Raw genomic sequence first — 21,611 nt, 5'->3', positions numbered from 1 at the left:
GGATGGCTGTACCGGCACGGCTACAGTTTTCGGCAAGCGTGAAGAGTACAGTTATGCAATGCCGCTGGGATGCCCGCGGCGGGCAGCATGTAGCGCGCATACGGCACGCCGCGGATCGCAGGCAGGTCGTGCTCGCGCACGAAGCCGATGGCCTCGTACATGCGCAGCGCGGACGCCATGATCGGGCTCGTATGCAGGCCGATCGCGGGCGCCTCCGCGCGCCGCGCCCGTGCCAGCGTGGCCGCGACGAGCGCGCGCCCGATGCCGCCGCCGCGAGCCTCCGGCGCCACGACCAGCATGCGGATCACCGACCAGTCCGCGGGGAAGATCGCACTGCGCGGGCGCCCGGGCCCCACGTGCACGACGGCCCCGGCGACGCGACCTTCATGCTCGGCCACCAGCAGGTCGCCGTCCGCGGCCAGGTCGGCCATGCGACCAATGCCCGCGCTGAACGTGGGCCAGTCGTCGAAGTCGCCCGCATACTGCGCGAACGCCGCCAGCGCGACGGCGTTGACGGCGGCGCGGTCGGCTTCCTCGTAATCGCGGATGACGATGCCGTTCATGCCGCCCTCCCCAGATCGCCGTTGTCCCACCACAACTTCGGATTGTTGTCGGCCAGGTCGCGCAGCAGGTCCCACACGACCTTCACGCGGCGCAGCCGGTACAGGTCGGTCGGTGCCGCCAGCCAGAACGAGCGCTCGGCGTAAAAGCCGGCCAGGACCTGCACGAGGCGGCCGTCGTCCGGCACGGCGTACGGCGGCGCCATCATGAGGCCCATGCCCAGCGACGCCGCCTCGATCTGCGCCCCCATTCCCGAGCAGCACAGGCGGCGGCGCGGCGTGAATCCGAGTTCGTTCAGGTACGACAGCTCGCGGCTGGCGAGGCGGTCCTGCACGTAGTCGACGAAATCGTGGCGTTCCAGGTCGGCATGCGTGCGGATGGGCGGATGCTTGGCGAGGTAGGACGGGGACGCGTACAGGTAGAAGCGGAACGACGCGAGCCGCGTCACCATGTAGCGGCCCGTCGTCGGCGGATCGAGCATGACGCCGAGGTCGGCCTCGCGGTTGGCCAGGTTGGCGAAGCGCGGCAGCGCCAGCAGGTCGATCGACAGGTCCGGGTGCTCCTCGAACAGTTTCACGAGCAGGGGCGCCACGACGCGCACCCCGAACACTTCCGGCACGCCCAGGCGCACGACGCCGTGCGCCGCCACCTCCGCCCCGCCCAGCTGCTCGGTGGCGGCCAGCGCCGCGCCTTCCATCGCCTCGGCATGCGGCAGCAGGGCTTGCCCCATCTCCGTCAGCTCGTAGCCTTCGCGCGAGCGGTCGAACAGGGTCGTGCCGAGCTGCTGTTCGAGGCGGTCGATGCGCCGCGCGACGGTCGTGTGCTCGACGTCGAGGCGGCGCGAGGCCCCCGACAGGGTGCCGGCGCGCGCCAGCTCCAGGAAAAACCGCAGGTCCGTCCATTCCGGCAGGCTGTGCATGTTTTGTCTCCCCGGTCCCCGTTGACCCGTCACGCATGGGCCGCCGTTCAATGCGGCTTAATCGAGAACCTGTTGTTTGATATCAAGATGACATATTGTGCACCAGTGCACATTGCCGCTGCAACGTTTTCGGAACACCTTTTGCGTATGCACAGCAAACCGGTTTTCCGGACGTCGCCACGTGCCGCGCCTTCCGGGGCTGCCCGCGATGGGCGGTGCCGCCGGGCTGTGCATAAATGCACAACCGGTGGGCGCGGCGTTGTCTTTTCAGCCAAATTCATCCGAGGCACACTCCGATCATGCGAAACGTACCTGAACGCATAACACCAAACAAAATCAGGAGACATTCAATGCGTGTTAGCAAGCCGAAACTGCACCCCGCCCGTTCCGTCATGTCCGTCGCCGTGTTGATGGCGATGTACGGCAGCACGATCGGGGCCGCCCATGCCCAGGACGACGCCGGCAACGCCCCCGCCGCGTCGTCCAAGGAAGACATCAGCAAGGTCGTCGTGACGGCCCGCCGCCGCGCCGAATTGATCCAGGACGTGCCGGGCGCCGTGACGGCGCTGTCGGGCGCCGAGCTCGAAAAACAGGCCATCCCCGACCTCACCGCCCTCACCGACAAGGTGCCGAACACCACGCTGAAGACCTCGCGCGGCACCAACACCACGCTGACCGCCTTCATCCGCGGCATCGGCCAGCAAGACCCGGTCGCCGGCTACGAGCAGGGTGTCGGCATCTATCTCGACGACGTCTACCTGGCGCGTCCGCAGGGCGCCCTCACCGACATCTACGACCTCGAACGCATCGAAGTGCTGCGCGGTCCCCAGGGCACGCTGTACGGCCGCAACACGATCGGCGGCGCCGTCAAGTACGTGACCCGCAAGCTCGCACCGAAACCCATGCTGGACGCGAAGGCCACGCTCGGCACCTATGGCGAGGCCGACCTGGTGGTGAAAGCCAGCACGCCCGTGACGGACGTCCTGCGCGTGGGCGGCACGCTCGCCACGTTCAACCGCAACGGTTTCGGCCACAACGTCCTTACCGGCCAGCAGAACTACAACAAGGACCTGTGGGCCGGCCGCTTCAGCGCGGAACTCATGCCGAACAGCGACCTGTTCGTGCGCTTCGCCTACGACCGCACGGTCGACGACTCGCAGCCGCGCCAGGGCTACCGCCTGACGCCGGGCCCCGCGCCCGCGAATCTCCAGCCGCTGCCCGGCCTGTACGACACGCGCGCCGACCTGTACTCGGTCGTCGGCCACAAGCAGCAGGTGATCAACCAAGGCACCTCGCTGCTGCTCGAATACACCATCGATCCGACCCTGTCGTTCAAGTCGATCACCGCCAACCGCAAGTCGGAATCGTATGCCCCGATCGACTTCGATTCGCTGCAGACGCCGCTGTTCGAGGCCCCGGCCATCTACAGCGACCACCAGACCAGCCAGGAATTCCAGCTGACCTACACCGGTTCGCGCCTGCAGGGCGTGGCCGGCGTGTTCTACATGAAGGCCAACGCCTTCAACAAGTTCGACGTGCTGTACAACGCGGCCGGCGGCCTGTCGCTGCTGACCTACGACGACATCGACACCCGCACGTGGGCCGCCTTCGCCGACGCCAGCTACAGCCTGACCGACACGTTCAACGTCACGGTCGGCGGCCGCTACACGGACGACCAGCGGCGCGCGCGCATCTTCAAGCAGACCTATCTCGGCCTGGGTGGCTCGGCGCTGCTCGGGAATCCGTCCGCCGTCGCGTTCGGCAAGCCGAACACGGATCTCGGCAAGGACGACCTGGACCGCACCGACAAGAAATTCACGCCGAAGGTCGGCATCGGCTGGAAGGTCGCGCCGCAACACAATATCTACAGCACCTTCTCGAAGGGCTTCAAGGGCGGCATGTTCGATCCGCGCATGGACCTGACGGCCTCCGGCGGCCCGAACTCGGCGGCCTCGCTGGCCAAGCGCCGCGGTGTCGCGCCGGAAGAAGTCAGCACCATCGAGCTGGGCCTCAAGTCGTCGATGAACGGCGGCCGCCTGCAGACGAATGCGGCCGTCTTCTACACCGACTACAAGAACGTGCAGATCCCCGGCTCGATCCCGACCTTCGACGCGAAGGGCAACGTGAACGGCTTCGCCGGCACCTTGACGAACGCCGGCAAGGCCAAGATCGACGGCCTCGAACTGGAGATGATCGCCTACCTGACCAATGCGCTCAGCGTCAGCGCGATGTACAGCCACATCGACGCCAAGTACAAGGAGTGGTATGTCGCGAACGGCGCGAACCTCGTCAACATCGCGGGCAGCACGGAATTCCAGAACACGCCGAAGAACGCCGCCAACCTGTCCGTGAACTACGACTGGCCGCTGGCGCTGGCGGGACGCGCCGGTACCCTGAGCCTGATGAACAGCGTCGCCTACAAGAGCAAGGTCTACCAGACCGAGATCGCACGCCCCACCGGCGTGCCCAGCCTGGATGCCACCATCCCCGGCAACCTGGCGCTGGCGCAGGGCGGCTTCGGCTTGTGGGACGCGGGCCTGGTCTGGACCAGTTCCGACCGCAAGTACCAGTTCGGCCTGCACGGCCGCAACCTGACGGACAAGCGCTACAAGGTGGCCGGCTATAACTTCTCCGGCTTCTTCAACTCCGTCACCGCCTTCTATGGCGACCCGCGCATCGTCCGCGCGACGCTGAACGTGAAGTTCTGATCGTCCATCCGGACCGCAAGGAGAGCCCCCGCCGGGGCTCTCCGCCGAGGCGACCCAGGCGCCTGTCAACCATATAAACGGTCACATGTCCACATACACCGACATCACCTTCACCAGTGACGATGGCTTGTCGCTGCACGCCCGCGACTACGCGGGAGCCGGCGGGCCGGCGCGGCTGCCCGTCATCTGCATCCACGGACTCACGCGCAACGCGTCCGACTTCGACGAGCTCGCGCCGCGCATCGCCGCGCTGGGACGCCGCGTGCTGGCGCTCGACGTGCGCGGCCGGGGCGAATCGCAGCGCGACCCGAACCCCGACAACTACACGCCCGGCGTCTACGCCGGCGACGTGGCCCGCCTGGCGTCCGACCTGGGCATCGCGCGCGCCGTGTTCGTCGGCACGTCGATGGGTGGGCTGATCACCATGACGCTGGCGGCGAAGCGCCTCGATCTCGTGGCGGCCGCCGTGCTGAACGACATCGGTCCCGTGATCTCGGAAAAGGGCCTCGCACGCATCGCCGCCTACGCGGGCAAGTCCGGCGCCGTGGATTCGTGGGAGGCCGCCGCCGGCTGCGTACGCGACATCAACGCCTGTGCCTTCCCGGCCAACGACGCCGCCGAATGGGACAAATGGGCACGTCGCGCCTTTATCCCGGATGCCGCGGGCCGGCTTGCGCCCCGCTACGATCCGAACATTGCGATCGCCCTGCAAACCGGTAAACTCAGACCGACGTCGCTGTCGCTGCGGATGGCGTTCCGCAAGCTCACGCGGGAACGCCCCGTACTGCTCGTGCGCGGCGCATTGTCCGACCTGCTGGAAGAACGCCAGGCCGCATGGATGCAGCGCGCGGCACCGACGATGACGTACGTCGAGGTGCCGAACGTGGGCCACGCGCCGATGCTGACGGAACCCGCGGCGCTGGATGCGATCCTGCGCTTCCTGGCCGCAGTACCCTGACAAGAACCATAGGAGACGAGATGAAACACCTGAAACCCCTGCCCCTGGCCCTGTTCGCCGCGTTCGCCCTGGCGGCCACCGGCGCCGCCCTGGCCGCCCCGGACCTGAAGGTCGCCCTCATCGCCGGCAAGACGGGCCAGCTGGAATCCTATGCCAAGGAAACGGAAACCGGCTTCATGCTGGGCCTCGAATACCTCACCGGCGGCAAGATGGAAATCAACGGCCGCAAGCTGAAAGTGATCGTCAAGGACGACCAGGGCAAGCCCGACCTCTCCCGCACCCTGCTGGCGGAAGCGTATGGCGACGACAAGGCCGACATCGCCGTCGGCACCACGTCGTCCGGCGCGGCGCTGGCGATGCTGCCGGTGGCGAAGGAATACAAGAAGGTGCTGATCGTCGAGCCGGCCGTGGCCGACGAGATCACGGGCGCCAAGTGGAACAAGTACATCTTCCGCACCGCGCGCAATTCGATGCAGGACGCGCTGGCGGCGGCATCGACGCTGAAGAACGGCAGCGTCGCGTTCCTCGCGCAGGACTACGCGTTCGGCCGCGACGCCATCAAGGCCGGCAAGGAAGCGCTGGCCGCCACGGGCAGCAAGGCGACCGTCGTCCACGAGGAATACGCCCCCGCCGCCGCGACGGACTTCACGGCGCCCACGCAGCGCCTGTTCGACGCCCTGAAGGACAAGCCGCAGCCGCGCGTGCTGGCCATCGTCTGGGCGGGTCCGAACCCGATGAACAAGATCGCGGACATGAAGCCGGAACGCTACGGCATCTCGCTGGCCCCGGGCGGCAACATCCTGCCCGTGATGAAGACGTGGAAGGCCTACCCCGGCACGGAAGGCACCATCAATTACTACTACGGCTTCCCGAAGAACAAGATGAACGACTGGCTCGTGGCCGAGCACACGAAGCGCTACAAGGTCCCGCCCGACATGTTCACGGCGGGCGGCATGGCGGCGGCGGCGGCCGTCGTCGCGGCCTTGCAAAAGGTCCCGTCGGGGAATGGCGACCAGATGGTGACGGCGATGGAAGGCATGTCGTTCGAGACGCCGAAAGGCACCATGACGTTCCGCAAGGAAGACCACCAGGCGCTGCAGCCGATGTATCACTTCCGCATCAAGAAAGACCAGAAGAACGAATGGGACCTGCTGGAACTGGTGCGCGAGATCCCGGCCAGCGAACTGCCGCTGCCCATCCGGAACAAGCGCTGACATGTCAGTTCCAAACTTGACGCCTTCGCTCGCCACGCGCGACCTGACCATCCGCTTTGGCGGCCACGTGGCCGTCAACGCGGTGACGGCCGAGTTCTATCCTGGCACGCTGACCGTGATCGTGGGCCCGAACGGTGCCGGCAAGACGACCTACTTCAACCTCGTGTCGGGCCAGTTGCCGGCGACCTCCGGCAGCGTCTTCGTGCGCGGCCGGGACGTGACGCGTCTCGGTCCCGCGCGTCGCACGCGCCTGGGCGTGGGGCGCGCGTTCCAGCTGACGAATCTGTTCCCACATCTCACCGTGCTGGAAAACGTGAGGCTGGCCGTGCAGAGCCGCGCCGGCATCGGCATGAGCATGCTGTCGCTGTGGTTCGGCCACAAGGAGGTCATCCAGCGCGCCGAGCACTACCTGGAGCGCGTGGCGATGATCGGAAAAAGCGGCGCCCTGGTCGGCACGCTGTCGCACGGCGACCAGCGCAAGCTCGAGGTGGCGATCCTGCTCGCGCTGGAGCCTTCGATCCTGATGTTCGACGAACCCACGGCCGGCATGAGCGTGGACGAGGTGCCGGTCGTGCTCGACCTGATCCGCCAGGTCAAGGCGGAGCGCGACAAGACCGTGCTGCTTGTCGAGCACAAGATGGACGTCGTGCGACAACTTGCCGACCGCATCATCGTGCTGCACAACGGCACGCTGGTGGCGGACGGCAAGCCCGCCGAAGTGATGCAATCGAAAATCGTGCAGGAGGCCTATCTTGGCACCCCCGAACCCGCATGACACGCTGAGGACGAAACTGCCCATGAGCGAAGCCATCCTGACGCTGTCCGGCGTCCACACCCACATCGGCCAGTACCACATCCTGCAGGGCGTCGACCTCGCCGTCCCGCGCGGCGGCCTGGCGGTGCTGCTGGGCCGCAACGGCGCCGGCAAGACGACCACGCTGCGCACCGTCATGGGCCTGTGGAAGGCGAGCCGCGGGACGATCACGTTCGACGGCCGCGACATCACGAAGCTGTCCACGCCCGACATCGCCCGCGCCGGCATCGCCTACGTCCCGGAAAGCATGGCCGTGTTTTCCGAACTGACGGTACGCGAGAATTTGTATCTCGCCGCACGCAACGGCCCGCTGGACGCGGCGCGTGTGGACTGGATCTGCGGCTTCTTCCCCGCGCTGAAAAAATTCTGGAACTATCCGGCTGGCAACCTGTCGGGCGGCCAGAAGCAGATGGTCGCGATCGCCCGCGCGATCGTCGAGCCGAAGAAGCTGCTGCTCGTGGACGAGCCCACCAAGGGCCTCGCGCCCGCCATCGTGCAAAGCCTGATGGCGGCGTTCCGCGACCTCAAGGACACGAGCACGACCATCCTGCTCGTCGAACAGAATTTCAACTTCGTGCGCACGCTCGGCGACAGCGTGAGCGTGATGGACGACGGCCGCGTCGTCCACGCGGGCCTGATGCACGACCTGGCGCACGACGACGCCTTGCAGCAACGCCTGCTCGGCCTGTCGCTCGACGCCCATCAATGAGGACACCGACGTGAGTGCTACTTTACCCCTCGCCCAGGCGGACGCCCCGCTGCCGGCGGCACGGCGCGACATCGCCCCGCTGCTGCTCGTGCCGGCCGTCGTGCTGGCGGCGCTGCCCTTCATGAGCTTCCCCACCTGGATCACGCTGACCGTGGCCGGCCTCGCGATGGGCATGATGCTCTTCATCATGGCCAGCGGCCTGACCCTCGTGTTCGGCCTGATGAGCGTGCTGAACTTCGGCCACGGCGCGTTCGTCTCCGTCGGCGCATTCACGGCCACGTTCGTGCTGCTGCCCATGCGCGGCTGGCTCGAGGCGGATTCGCTGCTGGCCAACCTCGGCGTGCTGGGCCTCGCCGTGCTGCTGGCGATGGCCGTGACGGCCGTGCTCGGCTGGGCGTTCGAACGCGTCATCATCCAACCGGTGTACGGCCAGCACCTGAAACAGATCCTCATCACGGTGGCCGGCATGATCGTGTCCGAGCAGCTGATCAACGTGATCTGGGGCGCCGAGCAGATCGCCCTGCCGCTGCCGACCGCGTTGCGCGGCGCCGTGTTCGTGGGCGAGGCGGCCATCGAGAAATACCGGCTGCTGGCCGTCGCGGTCGGCCTCGTCGTGTTCGTGGCGATGCTGCTGACGCTGAACCGCACGAAGATCGGCCTCCTGATCCGCGCCGGCGTGGAAAACGGCGAGATGGTCGAAGCCATGGGCTACCGTATCCGCCGCGTGTTCGTCGGCGTGTTCGCGGCCGGGTCGGCGCTGGCCGGGCTGGGCGGCGTGATGTGGGGCCTGTACAAGGAAACGCTGGTGGCGCACATGGGGAGCGAGATCATCGTGCTGGTCTTCGTCGTCATCATCATCGGCGGCCTCGGCTCGGTCGGCGGCTGCTTCATCGGCTCCCTCTTGATCGCCCTCGTGGCCAACTACGCCGGCTTTCTCGCGCCGAAGGTGGCGCTGGTCTCGAACATCGCGCTGATGGTCGCGGTCCTCCTGTGGCGCCCGGCCGGCCTGTACACGAAAGGACGTCACTGATGCTGATCCGCCTGTTCTCCGGCGACCTGCCCCGCAGCCGCCTGCTGTCCGTCATCCTCGTCGCCATCGTGCTCGGCCTGCTGTTCGCGCCCTTCCTGTTTTCCGGCGCGCGTCCGCTGAACACGGCGGCCACGATCTGCATCTACATCGTGCTGGTCGCCTCGTACGACCTGTTGCTGGGCTATACCGGCATCGTCTCGTTCGCCCACACGATGTTCTACGGCATCGGCGCCTACGGCGTCGGCATCGCGCTGGCCAGCAGGGACGAGCCGACGTGGGGCGCGATCGTGATAGGCCTCGCCGCCGCGCTGGCGCTCACGGTCGTCCTCGCGTTCATCATCGGCCTGTTCGCGCTGCGCGTGCGCGCCATCTTCTACGCGATGATCACGCTGGCCGTGGCGTCGTCGTTCGCCGTGCTCGCGTCGCAGCTGTCGGACTTCACGGGCGGCGAGGACGGCCGCACGTTCGGCGTGCCGGAACTGCTGTCGCCCGGGTTCACGCTCGTCGACCACGACGTGTTCGGGCGCGCCGTCGACGGCAAGCTGATCACGTATTACCTCGTGTTCGCGGGCAGCCTCGCGTTGTTCCTGTTCCTGCTGCGCCTCGTGAATTCGCCGTTCGGGCGCGTGCTGCAGGCGATCCGCGAAAACGAATTCCGCGCCGAGGCCCTCGGCTACCGCACCGTCGTCTACCGCATCTGGGCGAACGTGCTGGGCGCCGTCGTGGCCGCGCTGGCCGGCGCGCTGATGGCGCTGTGGCTGCGCTACGTGGGGCCCAAGACGAGCCTCGACTTCGAAGTCATGACGGACATCCTGCTGATCGTCGTCGTCGGCGGCATGGGCACCATGTATGGCGCGGTCGTCGGCGCGACCTTGTTCATCCTCGCCCAGAACTACCTCAAAATGCTCATGGGCCAGGCATCGGAGATGGTGTCCGGCGTGCCGCTGCTGGCCGCCGCGCTGCATCCCGACCGCTGGATGCTGTGGCTCGGCGTGCTGTTCATCCTCTCGATCTACTTCTTCCCCATCGGCATCGTCGGCAAGCTGCGGCTGCGCCGCGCCGCACGCTGACTCATCGGCGGGCACGCCGTGCCCGCCGCACGCTCCCTTTCGTCCTATCCATCGATACCTGGCCGAGCCCGCCCATCCGTTCGCCAAAAATCAAAAGTCGTTGCCATCCGACTCATAAGATGGGCCCATCCATATTGAATGAAAGGGCCTTCATGAAACCCGTAAACACCTTGTTCACGACAGCCGCGCTGGCGCTGGCGGCACTGGGCGCATCGAGCGCGCGCGCGGCCGGGGTCGAAGTGCTCAACGAAGGATTCGACAACATGGCGGCCTTGGGCGGATGGGCCCAGGTCAATGACAGCATCCCGGCCGGCAACGGCTGGTTCCAGGGCAACGGTGCCCTGTTTCCGGCCCAGGCCGGCGCGCCGGACGCGTATGCCGCCGCCAACTTCCTCGGCGCCGCGAACGGCAGCGGCAGCGTCGACAACTGGCTGATCACGCCCGTGCTCGACCTGTCCGGCACGACAGTGCTGAGCTTTTACACGCGGCACGACACGCTGCCCGGCTTCAACGACCTGCTCGAAGTGCGCTACGCGTCCGGCACGGGCACCGACGTCGCCGGCTTCACGACCTTGCTGACCACGATCGGCGGCACGGCCGGCTATCCGACGGATTGGCAGCAGTTCACGGCCGCCGTCGCGGACAGCGGCAGCGGCCGCTTTGCATTTCGCTACCTCGGCCCGGCCGATACCTTGAACTATATCGGCCTCGACACGGTCTCGGTCGTGACGGCCGTGCCGGAACCGGCGCACTCGATGATGCTGGCGCTGGGCCTGGGCATGCGCCCTCTGCTGCGCCGCCAGCCGCGTCCCTGATCGGGAGAACGCCATGTCCAAGGAAAAACTGCTCACCATCGGCACGCTGACCGCCCTGTTCCTGCTGGCGGCGTTCTCGCTGCATGCGACGGCCGCGGGCGAGGAAGGCATGGTCGTCGTGCGCGACCCGCTGACCGGCAAGATGCGCGCCCCGACGCCCGACGAACGCAGGGACCTGCGCGCCAGGGCGCCGTCCTCCGCCGCCTTCGCCCGTGCCGTCGACGTCCAGGGCCACGTCCACGTCGGCGAAATGCAGGCGCTCGACGCCCGTCAGCCGGTCGGTGCCTTCGTTGCCGGTCTTGTCCTGCACCGTCCACGCGCCGGCGCCCGCGGGCGCGATCGCATAGGCGTCGTGCCGGCCCGCGTAGACGGCGGTATCGACGCCGGCGCCGCCATCGATCACGTCGTCGCCCGCCCCGCCGGTCAGGCGATCGTTGCCACCCTGGCCCGACAGCTTGTCGGCGCTGTCGGTTCCCGTCAGCACGTCGTTGCCGTCGCCGCCGGTCAGCACCGCGCCGGCCGCGATCGTCGCCATCTTCAGCGTACCTTCCGTGATGTACTCCGGATGCGTCTCGCTGGACACCTCATAGACGATCGCGCCGTTGCTCAGCGCCTGGGGCGTGCCGCCGGGGGCCGCCGGCCGGATCACGCTGCCGGTTTCCAGATCCATCAACAAGGTCGTCAAGCTGCCCGGACCCTATTGTTGACTGACGGGGTCGCCGCTGAACGTGACGAACCTGCCATCCGGTGACATCAGGTCCTGGTTCCAATGTAGATCCCAGGCGGCCCCGATGCCTGCTGCACCACCTTGACGGCCCCGGTCTGAACGTCCAGGCGCACGAGCGCGACGTCGGTGCCGCTCGCGCCCGGCACGACCGCGCCGGCGTTTGCCGCATACAACACGTAGCGCCCGTCGGCGGAGATCGACACCGCCGTGTTGCCGTTGTCATCGTGCACATTCGCGATGGCCTGGCTCGTGCCGTTCGCGACGTTCACGATGCGCAGCCCGTCGTCGTTGACCAGCAAGGACTTGCCGTCGCCGGACAGTTGCACCTGGTGGACATTGTCCAGGTTGTCCAGCCGGAATAGGACCCGCTTCGTCTGGACGTCCTGCACGACGATGCTCTCCTGGAAGGTGTCGCCGTAGGCAGGCCGCGTCATGTAGGCGACGAGGCGCCCATCGCTCGACATGCTCAGGTCATCGTAATAGACGGGCGTCGACCCCGTCGCGCCTGCGACCTGGAGCGTCGTGCCGGTGGTCATGTCCTTGACGGCGATGCCGGTCTGGCTTGTGCCGTCGGCACCGTCGACCCAGCTGCGGTAGGCGACGCGCGTGCCGTCGTCCGTGATGACGGGCATGTCGCCGCGGGACAGTCCGGTTCCATGCGGCCCGCTGACCATCTGCAGCTGGCCGGTCTGGATATCCACGCGGAAGACGTCGAGTGACGCATCGGCCACGATGTTCGCCTGCTCGAGCGCGAAGAAATTGGCGAAGACGACGTAGCGGCCGTCGGCCGAGATGGAGACGTGCAGCGGCCAGGTATGGTCTACTCGGGCACTACGGTGGAGATCGTCATGACATTTCCGAGGATCAAATCGAAGAATTGTCATCACAACAACAAACGTTGCCAATACCACAGTAAAAAAAACGGCTGCCCGTGGGCAGCCGTTTTTCGTGCGGCACGGCGATTTACTTGCCGCTCTCGAAGTTCTTCACGCCCGCCAGGATCTCGGCCTTGGCCGCTTCCGGACCTTCCCAGCCTTCGACCTTGACCCACTTGCCCTTTTCCAGGTCCTTGTAGTGCTCGAAGAAGTGCTGGATCTGGCGCAGGGTCAGTTCCTGCACGTCCTCGACCTTCTGCAGGTTCGCGTAGACCGGCAGGATCTTTTCGACCGGCACGGCCAGGATCTTCGAATCGCCGCCGGCTTCGTCGGTCATCTTCAGCACGCCCAGCGCGCGGCAACGGACGACGACGCCCGGGATCAGCGCGAACGGGGTGATCACCAGCACGTCGCACGGGTCGCCGTCGTCGGCGATCGTGTTCGGAATGTAGCCGTAGTTGCACGGATAGTGCATGGCGGTACCCATGAAGCGGTCGACGAAGATCGCGCCGGATTCCTTGTCCACTTCGTACTTGATCGGGTCGGCGTTCATCGGGATTTCGATGACGACGTTGAAGTCGTTCGGCACATCGCGGCCGGCGGTGACGTTATTGAGGCTCATGGATAGTCCTTGGTTGCTGGGGAAACAATAAAACAACGATTATAACGAATCGTCCCGGCCTTGTGCGCCGCACAAGGTCGCAGAAGAATGGGTCGCCGTGTTGGTCCGTACCCGACACGGTACGCGCGCAGTGTTGCCCGGGCCCCGGCTCGGCAGGGACAAACAGGCCCGATCCTGCCCTGGAGCGAGGCTGGCACGCCCGATGCTGTATCGATGTCGTGAGCAACGCCGCTCACGCCACCGCAACCAGCATCGAGGGGAACAGCATGAACATCCAAAAACACATGGAAGCCGTCTTCATCACCACGCTCGCCGTCGTCGGCGCCGGGTCGCTCGTCGTCGACCGCCTGCCGGACGCCCAGGCCAGCACGGCCCGGCCCGCCATTCCGGTCGAAAACAATATCGGGACGCCGGATCACATGGCGGTCGTCATCGTGCGTGCGCGCAAGCTCCCGCACCACGCATGATGTCGATTACAGCACCGTCGCCAGCGCGCACTGCCGGTAGTGGTTGTTGGCTTCTTCCCGCTGGCCCAGGGCTTCGTGCAACTGGGCGAGCTTCAGATGGGCTTCGCGCACCATGTGCGGTTCGGTGGCGTCGGACAGCGCCTCCTCCAGGTAGCGCTGGGCCTTGCCCCACAACTTCTGGCGCAGGCACAGCGAGCCCAGGGTCAGTTCCAGTTCCGGATCGTTCGGATGGGCGCGCAGCCAGCTCTCGCAATTCTCGATCTGCGCGAGCAACGTGGCGGAGCCCTCCGGGCCGGCCGCCTCGCGATAGGCGCGCACGACGCGCTCGTCCCAGCCGGCCTTCAGCGCGTCCTCGACGATGCCGCGGGCTTCGTCGTGCAGGCCGCGCGCATTGAACGCGGCGGCCGCGCGGGCGGCGATATACGGCTTGACGCGGTCGCTGCCCGGCACCGTGCTCCACACGCGGCGGATCGACTCGGCATCGTGGCCGCCCTCGGACAGCAGCGCGTCGTACGCGAGCTCGCGCAGCCTGCTGGAGAGCGCCGGATGCAGCGCGTTGCGCTTGTCCAGCGTACGCACGAGACGCAGCACCTCGGGCCAATTGCGCGCCTGCTGGTTGGCCTTCATGGCCCATTGCAGCGCATGGATGTGGCGCTGGCCGCTGGCGTTCAATTCCGCGACGGCTTCCAGCGCGCCTTCCGGCTTGTGGTCGTCGACGAGCAGTTCCGTGACCGTCATCAGGCGCGCCGTCTTGAGCGACTGGTCATGCGCGATCCCGGCCAGCCAGGCGTCGCGCCGCGCGGGCTCGCGCATGCGATGGGCGGCGCGGGCCGCGATCAGCGCGGCGAGGCCGGCGTTTTCGGGCAGGTCGGCGGCGCGCTTGGCGGCCTTCTCGGCATGGCCGAAGCGGCCCTCGAACAGCGCCTTCAACGCTTCGCGCAGGCCGCGGTTGGCTTCGCGCTCGCGCTTGCGGAACCGGTATTCGGCCACGCGCTCGGGCATGTCGAGCGTCGCGCGCACGGCCCGCGCCAGCAGGTACAGGACAAGGAACAGCAGGGCCGCCAGCACGACGAACAGGTTCAGCGACAGATCGATCCGGTGCGGCGGATAGAAAAAGACGACGTTGCCGGGATTGAAGCGCGCGGTCACGGCGATGCCGATCGCCGCGGCCATCAGGGCGACTAACCAGAGTAATAAACGCATCGTCAGGTTCCGCCGCTCAAGATTTCGATTTGTAATTGCGCACGGCGTTCAGGCTCTCCGACAGGTCGGGCACGTCGATGGTGACGTTGTTGGCCTGCACCTGGCGCAGCAATGCCTGCGCGGCCTGGGTCGAGCGTGCCTTCGTGTCGAAATACTTCACGAGCATCTGCTGTGCGGTGTTCAAGTCGTCGCGGAACGTGCCCTCGTTGCGCGACAGCAGCGCCAGGCGCGCGTTCAGCAGGCGCAATTTGAGGTTCTCGCGCACGAAATACGATTCGCTCGGCGACAGCATCAGCGCATCGGGATTGTCGACCGTGCGCACGCGGATCAACTGGCGGATGTCGTCCCACATCTCGTGGCTCCAGTTGCGCCAGGTGTCCGCGAAGCGCCGGCCCAGCGTCGGATTCGCCGGGGCCGCGGCCTTGGCGGCGCCCGACGTAGCGACACCCGCCGGATTCACCCGCGTGGGCGCGATCGGCTCGGCCGGCTTTTCGTCGGACAGCAGGGGCAGGTTGTCGATCTGCGCAATGACGTTGTCGAGACGCAGCGCGATGCCGGGCTGGTCGACGGACGGCAGCGCCTTGAGCTTCTCGATGTCGCGCGCGATGGCGCGGCGGATCGTGATGAATTGCGGCTTGTCGGAACGCGACAGCGAGCGGTCCGCGTTCTGCAGCGCGATCAGGGCGCCCTGCACGTTGCCGGCCAGCTGCAGCTGCTGGCTCGCGGTGGACAGCACCTGCTCGATTTCCGACAGCGCCCACTCGTCGCGGTTTTTCGAGATGTCCTGGTACATCTGCTCGAGCGCGGCCTGCTGGCTCTGCGCCTCGGTCTGGCGGTTTTCCAGCACGCCGACCTTCACCTGCAATTCCTTGGCGGCCTCCTGCGCCTCGCGCACGGCCTGCGCGGTCTCCGCGTTCGAGGCATTGTCCTTTTGCAAGGTGCGCGCGACGTCCTCGCGCAGCCGGTTGAAACGGGTGTGCGTGGACCAGGTCTGGATGGCCAGCAGGACGGCCAGCGCGATGATGGCGAGGTTCTGGGGCTTTTGCAGCAGCCCGGCCAAGCCCGCCCCTTCGGGCACGCGGGGCTCGCCGGGTCCGCCTGCCGGCGCCTGCGCCGGGGTGACGTAACTCTCCGGCGGCACGACCGCACCGCCCATGTTTGGTTTTTCTGGATTGTTGGGCAATTCGTTCATGCTCGTGATTGTAACGCGGCAAGCAGCCGCTCGTCGCCGGACCCCGTGAGCGTCACGGCAGTGAAACCGAGTGCACCCGCCGTTTCCGCGATGCGGGCATGCGGAACGATCAGGTGTTGCCGTTGCAGTTTTGCCACACTTGCGCCGCCGTCAAGCTGTTCGACGAGGGCGACCAAGCCGCGCAGCGCTTCCGAACTGGTGATGATCCAGTCGTTCGGACGATCCAGCAAGGCGCGTAGCGAGGCCGCCAGGTCGGGCGTCAGGCAGGGAACGGCGCGGCGGTAGGCGGCCACCGTCTCGACGTGGATGCCGGCCGCGCGCAAGGCGTCCGGCAGCAGTTCGCGGCCCGTCTCGCCGCGCACGACGAGCACGCGGCACCCCGCCAGCGCGGCCGTGTCGAGCGCCTGCAGCAGGTGTTCGGAATCGCTGCGGCTCGGGTCGAGCGGCACGTGGATGCGATAGCGCGCGCCGTCGATGCCGTGACGGGCCAGCGCCGCGCGGCTGCCCTCGCCCACGACGGCCAGCGCCACGTCGGCCGGCCAGTCGTCGATGTGGGCGAACGCGGCGTCGACGGCGTTCGGCGACACGAACGCGACCAGCGCATAGTCGCACAGCCTGCCGAGCGCGGCGCGCAGCAGCGTCGCGTCGGGCAGCGGGGAAATGTCCAGCAACGGCAGGATCAGCGGCGTGCGGCCAAGCGCCGCCACCGCGCGGGCCAGCGGCTCGGCCTGCTGGCGCGGACGCGTGATGACGACCGTGTCAGGCATCGCCGGCGGCTGCCGCCTTGCATTCGGCCAGGATGCCGTCGGCGTCCAGGGCGGCCAGCTTGTGCGCCACCTGCTCGCCCACCGCTTCCGGCAGCGCGGCCGGGCCGCTGGCCTCGGCGAACGCGCTGCGGCGGCCGTCCGGCGTGGCGACCATCGCGCGCAGGTGCAGCGTGTCGCCGTCGACCGTCGCGTGCGCCGCCAGCGGGACCTGGCAACTGCCGCCGAACACTTTCGAGACCTTGCGCTCGGCCTGCACGGCCTGCGCCGTGTGGATGTGGTTCAGCGGGGCCAACAGTGCCCGCACGTCGAAGCCGGCGGCGTTGCCCGACAGGATCTCGATCGCCATCGCGCCCTGGCCGGCGGCCGGCAGGCTGTCTTCCGGTTCCAGATAGGCGCGGATGCGGCGCGTGAGGCCCAGGCGCTTGAGGCCGGCGGCGGCGAGGATGATGGCGGCGTAGTCGCCACGATCGAGCTTGCCGAGACGCGTGTCGAGGTTGCCGCGCAGCGGCTTGATCACGAGTTGCGGATAGCGCGCGGCGATCAGGGCCTGGCGGCGCAGGCTGCTGGTGCCGACGATGCTGCCCGCGGGCAGCGCGGCCAGGCTGTCGAAATCGTTGCAGACGAAGGCGTCGCGCGGGTCTTCGCGCTCGAGGATGGCGGCCAGCTCGAAGCCTTCCGGCAATTCCATCGGCACGTCCTTGAGGGAGTGCACGGCGAGGTGGGCGCGGCCGTCGGCCATCGCCACTTCGAGCTCCTTCACGAACAAGCCCTTGCCGCCGACCTTCGACAGCGTCTTGTCGAGAATCTGGTCGCCGCGCGTCGTCATGCCCAGAATCTCGATTTGGCACTGCGGATATAATGCTGCGAGCCGGTCGCGCACGTGCGTGGCCTGCCACATGGCGAGCCGGCTTTCGCGCGATGCGATAATCAGTTGCGCGGGAACGTGCTGCGTCGTGTCGTTAGAGTTCAAAACGGATTCTTTCACTGTCGTTGCGCCCGGATCGGGCAGCGCCGGTTAAGCCCATACCTGAGACCATAAATTCTAGCATGGGCCCACCCGCAGGCCATGGCGAACCGCCACCGTGACCCGCAGGAATCATTTGTAATACCGATTCGTTGTATCTGTCGTCTCAACAATTCAACCATGGTCGATATGGACAATCCTGCTGCACTCAACCCACCACAGCCCGGCGGCGTCGACAAGGACGCACCGCTGAAAGAAGACATCCGCCTGCTCGGCCGCCTGCTCGGCGACGTGCTGCGCGACCAGGAAGGCGAAGCCGTATTCGAGGTCGTCGAAACGATCCGCCAGACCGCCGTGCGTTTCCGCCGCGAAGACGACCAGGAAGCCGGCACCGAACTCAAGACGCTGCTGTCGAAACTGTCGCGCGAAGAGACGAACTCCGTCGTGCGCGCGTTTTCCTACTTCTCGCACCTGGCGAACATCGCCGAAGACCAGCACCACATCCGCCGCCGCCGCGCCCACCTGCTGGCCGGATCGAAACCGCAGCCGTCCAGCGTCGCCTACGCCCTCACCCGCCTCAAGGATGCGGGTGTCGCCAAGGACACCGTCGCGACCTTCCTGCGCGACGCGCTGATCGCGCCCGTGCTGACGGCGCACCCGACCGAAGTCCAGAGAAAGAGTACCCTCGACGCCGAACACGACATCGCCCGCCTGCTGGCCGAGCGCGACCTGCCGCTGACGCCGAAGGAACGCGCGCGCAACCTGCAGCTGCTGCAGGCCCGCATCGCCACGTTGTGGCAGACGCGCATGCTGCGCTACGAGAAGCTGACGGTCGCGGACGAGATCGAGAACGCCCTCTCGTACTACCGCACGACCTTCCTGCGCGAGCTGCCGGCCCTGTACGACGACGTCGAGGACGAGATCGTGGCGCACTACGGCATCGGGGCCGACGGCCTCGAGGACGCCGCGTACATGCAGATGGGCAGCTGGATCGGCGGCGACCGCGACGGCAACCCGAACGTCAACGCCGCCACGATGCAGCGCGCCCTCGTGCGCCACTCGACGACCATCTTCGATTTTTACCTGGACGAAGTGCACGCGCTGGGCGCGGAACTGTCGCCGTCCACGCTGCTGGTGCCCGCGAGCCCGGCGCTGCTGGCCCTGGCCGACGCGTCGCCCGACCATTCGCCGCACCGCAGCGACGAGCCGTACCGCCGCGCGCTGATCGGCATCTACGCGCGCCTGGCGTCGACGGCGCGCGAGCTGGGCGCCACGAACATCCTGCGCAAGGAAGTGGGCCACGCGGACGCCTACCGCGACGCCACCGAATTCCGCGCGGACCTAGCGGTGCTCGTCGATTCGCTACACGAGAACCACGGCGCCATCCTCGCCGTGCCGCGCCTGAACGGCCTCGTACGCGCGGCGCGCATCTTCGGCTTCCACCTCGCCTCGCTCGACATGCGCCAGAGCTCCGACGTGCACGAGAAAGTGCTGGCCGAGCTGTTCGTCCGTGCCGGCGTCGAATCCGATTACGCGGCATTGGACGAGGACGCGAAGGTAAAACTGCTGCTGGACGAACTGGCCCAGCCGCGCCTGTTGTACACGCCGTACGAAAGCTATTCGGACGTGACGAATTCCGAGCTGCAGATCCTGCGCACGGCACGCGAGATCCGCAAGCGCTACGGCACGCGCGCCATCCGCAACTACATCATCTCGCACACGGAGACGGTGTCCGACCTGCTGGAAGTCCTGCTGCTGCAAAAGGAAACGGGCTTGCTGCGTCCCAAGGAGAAGAAGAGCGACGTGATGGTGATCCCGCTGTTCGAGACCATTCCCGACCTCCAGCGCGCCGGCGACATCATGCGCGAGTGGATGGCGCTGCCGATCGTGTCCGACGTCATCGAACACCAGGGCCGCCTGCAGGAAGTCATGCTGGGCTATTCGGACTCGAACAAGGACGGCGGTTTCCTGACGTCGAACTGGGAACTGTACCAAGCCGAGTTGAAGCTCGTGAAGGTGTTCGCCGATGCGAACGTCAAGCTCCGCCTGTTCCACGGCCGCGGCGGCACGGTCGGCCGGGGCGGCGGTCCGAGCTACGACGCCATCCTCGCGCAGCCGCCGGGCACCGTGAACGGCCAGATCCGCCTGACGGAACAGGGCGAGATCATCTCGTCGAAGTTCAGCAACCCGGAAATCGGCCGCCGCAACCTGGAACTGCTGGTCGCCGCGACCCTGGAGGCGGGCCTGATGCCGCACGGCGCCGACCGCGAACAGGTCGAGCGGCTGTCGCGCTTCGAGCCCGTGATGGCCGAGCTGTCGCAGCGCGCGTACAAGGCGTACCGCGACCTCGTGTACGAGACTCCGGGCTTCACCGACTACTTCTTCGCCGCCACGCCGATCGCCGAGATCGCGGAACTGAACCTGGGTTCGCGCCCGGCGTCGCGCAAGTCGACGCGCCGCATCGAAGACCTGCGCGCGATCCCCTGGGGCTTTTCGTGGGGCCAGTGCCGCCTGCTGCTGCCGGGCTGGTTCGGCTTCGGCGCGGCCGTCTCCAGCTGGCTCGCGGACGGCGACGGCGAGGGGCGCCTGGCGCTGCTGCGCGAGATGGCGCAGCACTGGCCGTTCTTCGCCACGCTGCTGTCGAACATGGACATGGTGCTGGCCAAGACCGACCTCGCCATCGCCTCGCGTTATGCGGAACTGGTGCCGGATGCGGCGCTGCGCGAGCGCATCTTCAAGCGCATTTCGGCCGAGTACGCGCAAACGCTGCACTGCCTGACGCTCGTCACGGGCACGGAGGAACGCCTCGTGAACAACCCGCTGCTGGCGCGGTCGATCCAGAACCGCTTCGCCTATCTCGACCCGTTGAACCACTTGCAGGTGGAGCTGATCCAGCGGCATCGGGCGCTGTCGGCCGAGCAGAAGGTCGACGAGCGGGTGCATCGGGGGATTCATTTGTCGATCAACGGGGTTGCGGCGGGGTTGCGCAATACGGGCTGACCCGCCGCTCATGCACGTCATCCCCGTGCAAACGGGGATCCATGCCAAAAGCCGTCGTTCCCGCGAAAGCGGGAACCCATGCTGAGCTGGTCGGAGCCGCTCAGCATCGATCCCCGCGTCCGCGGGGATGACGGGCTTATATTGCGGGGATGACGGGCGATGTTACCGCCGCACCGACACCCCGAACGCGAGGCTGATCCCCGGCGTATTCCGGTTCAACCCATGCACGACCATCGCGTCGAGCTGGCAATCCCGATTAACGAGCCACGAGGCGCCCGCGTCGAACACGGCCTGCGTCCCCCCATGCGCCGCCCGCGCGATCTGCGGCGCGGCCAGTTCGACGAAGCCGTGCAGCCGTTCGCTGAACGCCTTTCCCAGCGACGCTGCGAACACGCCGTACGTGTAATGCGCGCCGCTGTCGTCGCTGTCGCGTCCCACGCCCGGCATCAGGCCCAACGACCATTCATGGCCGAGGTCCCACTCGACCGGCACGTTCAGCGAGGGCCGGAAGCCCGTGCCGCGCAGGGCCTTGCTGCCCGTCGGCAGGGCGGCTTCCGCGATCAGCCCGACGGACGGCCGCGTGCCCTCGTCGTCGACGAGATGCCATTTGATGCCGGCAGCAACGTCGGCCCAGTCGGCGCTCACCGTATGCGCGCCCGTACCCGGATCGCTGGCGTGCGCGATCGTGCGGCCGGCCGTCTCCACGCGCAGCTCCAACGCGTCGGACAGGCCGATGCGCAGCAAGGTGGGCGTCGTGAGCGTGCGCACGTGGGCGTCGTCGTCGCGCTGGCGGTCCCATTGCAGACCCGTCTCGAGCTGGACGCGGCGCGCGCCTACCACCTGGCTCGAATTGGCGACGTTGGGACGGTCGGGATTGATGATGTCGCCGTCGTCCGCATGGGCGGCCGGCAGCGTCAGGAGGCTCGCCAGCAGGCAGGCGCAGGGGGCGAAACGGATAGGGGTCGGCATGATGTCGGCGATAACTCGAATGCCGAC

19 protein-coding genes and 2 pseudogenes are annotated in these 21,611 nt (G+C 67.2%); 11 read left to right on the top strand and 10 right to left on the bottom strand.

What is annotated here, in order from left to right:
- Window positions 1-20: 20 nt before the first annotated feature.
- Together BVG12_RS29585 and BVG12_RS29580 are read right to left on the bottom strand one after the other, a co-directional pair.
- A complete protein-coding gene (locus BVG12_RS29585) occupies window positions 21-563 on the bottom strand; it encodes a GNAT family N-acetyltransferase (protein WP_075795529.1) in 543 nt (180 codons plus the stop codon).
- The gene (locus BVG12_RS29580; RefSeq protein WP_075795528.1) at window positions 560-1,480 is read right to left on the bottom strand and encodes a LysR family transcriptional regulator; all 921 of its coding nucleotides are present in this window, start codon (window positions 1,478-1,480) and stop codon (window positions 560-562) included. Before BVG12_RS29580 ends, BVG12_RS29585 begins: the two co-directional genes overlap by 4 nt.
- Window positions 1,481-1,830: 350 nt before the next feature.
- On the opposite strand from BVG12_RS29580, the gene BVG12_RS29575 reads away from it, so the two are divergent.
- The 9 genes and pseudogenes from BVG12_RS29575 to BVG12_RS35995 all read left to right on the top strand — a co-directional run.
- A complete protein-coding gene (locus tag BVG12_RS29575; RefSeq protein WP_075795527.1) occupies window positions 1,831-4,188 on the top strand; it encodes a TonB-dependent receptor in 2,358 nt (785 codons plus the stop codon).
- An 85-nt stretch (window positions 4,189-4,273) separates the two neighbouring features.
- Window positions 4,274-5,146, top strand: a complete 873-nt coding sequence (locus tag BVG12_RS29570) for an alpha/beta fold hydrolase (protein WP_075795526.1) — start codon at window positions 4,274-4,276, stop codon at window positions 5,144-5,146.
- Between the two features lie 20 nt (window positions 5,147-5,166).
- Complete coding sequence (locus BVG12_RS29565; RefSeq protein WP_075795525.1) at window positions 5,167-6,360, top strand: substrate-binding domain-containing protein; 1,194 nt, start codon at window positions 5,167-5,169, stop codon at window positions 6,358-6,360.
- A 1-nt stretch (window position 6,361) separates the two neighbouring features.
- Window positions 6,362-7,135, top strand: coding sequence for an ABC transporter ATP-binding protein (locus BVG12_RS29560; protein WP_075795524.1), 774 nt, complete (start codon window positions 6,362-6,364; stop codon window positions 7,133-7,135).
- Window positions 7,136-7,157: 22 nt separating this feature from the next.
- A complete protein-coding gene (locus tag BVG12_RS29555) occupies window positions 7,158-7,883 on the top strand; it encodes an ABC transporter ATP-binding protein (RefSeq protein ID WP_075795523.1) in 726 nt (241 codons plus the stop codon).
- A gap of 10 nt (window positions 7,884-7,893) precedes the next feature.
- Window positions 7,894-8,913, top strand: a complete 1,020-nt coding sequence (locus BVG12_RS29550) for a branched-chain amino acid ABC transporter permease (protein WP_083685515.1) — start codon at window positions 7,894-7,896, stop codon at window positions 8,911-8,913.
- Window positions 8,913-9,983, top strand: coding sequence for a branched-chain amino acid ABC transporter permease (locus BVG12_RS29545; RefSeq protein WP_179966246.1), 1,071 nt, complete (start codon window positions 8,913-8,915; stop codon window positions 9,981-9,983). Before BVG12_RS29550 ends, BVG12_RS29545 begins: the two co-directional genes overlap by 1 nt.
- 152 nt (window positions 9,984-10,135) lie before the next feature.
- Window positions 10,136-10,798: a choice-of-anchor J domain-containing protein gene (locus BVG12_RS35385; RefSeq protein WP_075795521.1), complete on the top strand. Its 663-nt coding sequence runs from the start codon at window positions 10,136-10,138 to the stop codon at window positions 10,796-10,798.
- Between the two features lie 13 nt (window positions 10,799-10,811).
- Window positions 10,812-11,009 (top strand): annotated as a pseudogene (locus BVG12_RS35995) (post-PEP-CTERM-1 domain-containing protein); the annotation flags it as partial.
- A gap of 210 nt (window positions 11,010-11,219) precedes the next feature.
- On the opposite strand, the pseudogene BVG12_RS35910 reads toward BVG12_RS35995, so the two are convergent.
- From BVG12_RS35910 to ppa, 3 genes and pseudogenes are all read right to left on the bottom strand, one after another.
- A pseudogene (locus tag BVG12_RS35910) lies at window positions 11,220-11,333 on the bottom strand (hypothetical protein); the annotation flags it as partial.
- Window positions 11,334-11,551: 218 nt separating this feature from the next.
- Complete coding sequence (locus BVG12_RS29530; RefSeq protein ID WP_075795519.1) at window positions 11,552-12,256, bottom strand: TolB-like translocation protein; 705 nt, start codon at window positions 12,254-12,256, stop codon at window positions 11,552-11,554.
- Window positions 12,257-12,488: 232 nt separating this feature from the next.
- Window positions 12,489-13,022: an inorganic diphosphatase gene (gene ppa, locus BVG12_RS29525; protein ID WP_075795518.1), complete on the bottom strand. Its 534-nt coding sequence runs from the start codon at window positions 13,020-13,022 to the stop codon at window positions 12,489-12,491.
- 266 nt (window positions 13,023-13,288) lie between these two features.
- Here ppa and BVG12_RS29520 point away from each other — a divergent pair, with 266 nt between their 5' ends.
- Window positions 13,289-13,489 carry a hypothetical protein gene (locus BVG12_RS29520; protein ID WP_075795517.1) on the top strand — a complete coding sequence of 67 codons (201 nt, stop codon included), beginning with the start codon at window positions 13,289-13,291 and terminating at the stop codon, window positions 13,487-13,489.
- 6 nt (window positions 13,490-13,495) lie between these two features.
- On the opposite strand, the gene BVG12_RS29515 is transcribed toward BVG12_RS29520, so the two are convergent.
- From BVG12_RS29515 to hemC, 4 genes are read right to left on the bottom strand one after another with little or no spacing between them, the layout of a single operon-like run.
- Entirely contained in the window at window positions 13,496-14,692 is a 1,197-nt protein-coding gene (locus BVG12_RS29515; protein ID WP_075795516.1) for a heme biosynthesis protein HemY, read from the bottom strand.
- Between the two features lie 16 nt (window positions 14,693-14,708).
- A complete protein-coding gene (locus tag BVG12_RS29510; protein WP_075795515.1) occupies window positions 14,709-15,884 on the bottom strand; it encodes a uroporphyrinogen-III C-methyltransferase in 1,176 nt (391 codons plus the stop codon).
- Complete coding sequence (locus BVG12_RS29505; protein ID WP_075795514.1) at window positions 15,881-16,651, bottom strand: uroporphyrinogen-III synthase; 771 nt, start codon at window positions 16,649-16,651, stop codon at window positions 15,881-15,883. The genes BVG12_RS29510 and BVG12_RS29505 overlap by 4 nt, the downstream gene beginning before the upstream one ends.
- On the bottom strand, window positions 16,644-17,621 hold the full coding sequence (gene hemC, locus BVG12_RS29500) for a hydroxymethylbilane synthase (RefSeq protein WP_267877472.1): 978 nt from the start codon (window positions 17,619-17,621) through the stop codon (window positions 16,644-16,646). The genes BVG12_RS29505 and hemC overlap by 8 nt, the downstream gene beginning before the upstream one ends.
- A gap of 183 nt (window positions 17,622-17,804) precedes the next feature.
- Here hemC and ppc point away from each other — a divergent pair, with 183 nt between their 5' ends.
- A complete protein-coding gene (ppc, locus tag BVG12_RS29495) occupies window positions 17,805-20,615 on the top strand; it encodes a phosphoenolpyruvate carboxylase (protein WP_083685856.1) in 2,811 nt (936 codons plus the stop codon).
- Window positions 20,616-20,777: 162 nt separating this feature from the next.
- On the opposite strand, the gene BVG12_RS29490 is transcribed toward ppc, so the two are convergent.
- The gene (locus BVG12_RS29490) at window positions 20,778-21,584 is read right to left on the bottom strand and encodes a transporter (protein ID WP_075795511.1); all 807 of its coding nucleotides are present in this window, start codon (window positions 21,582-21,584) and stop codon (window positions 20,778-20,780) included.
- Window positions 21,585-21,611: the final 27 nt, after the last annotated feature.

Source organism: Massilia putida (assembly GCF_001941825.1).
In the GTDB taxonomy this organism is placed as follows: domain Bacteria; phylum Pseudomonadota; class Gammaproteobacteria; order Burkholderiales; family Burkholderiaceae_D; genus Telluria; species Telluria putida.
This window is presented reverse-complemented; position numbering and strand designations above follow the sequence as displayed.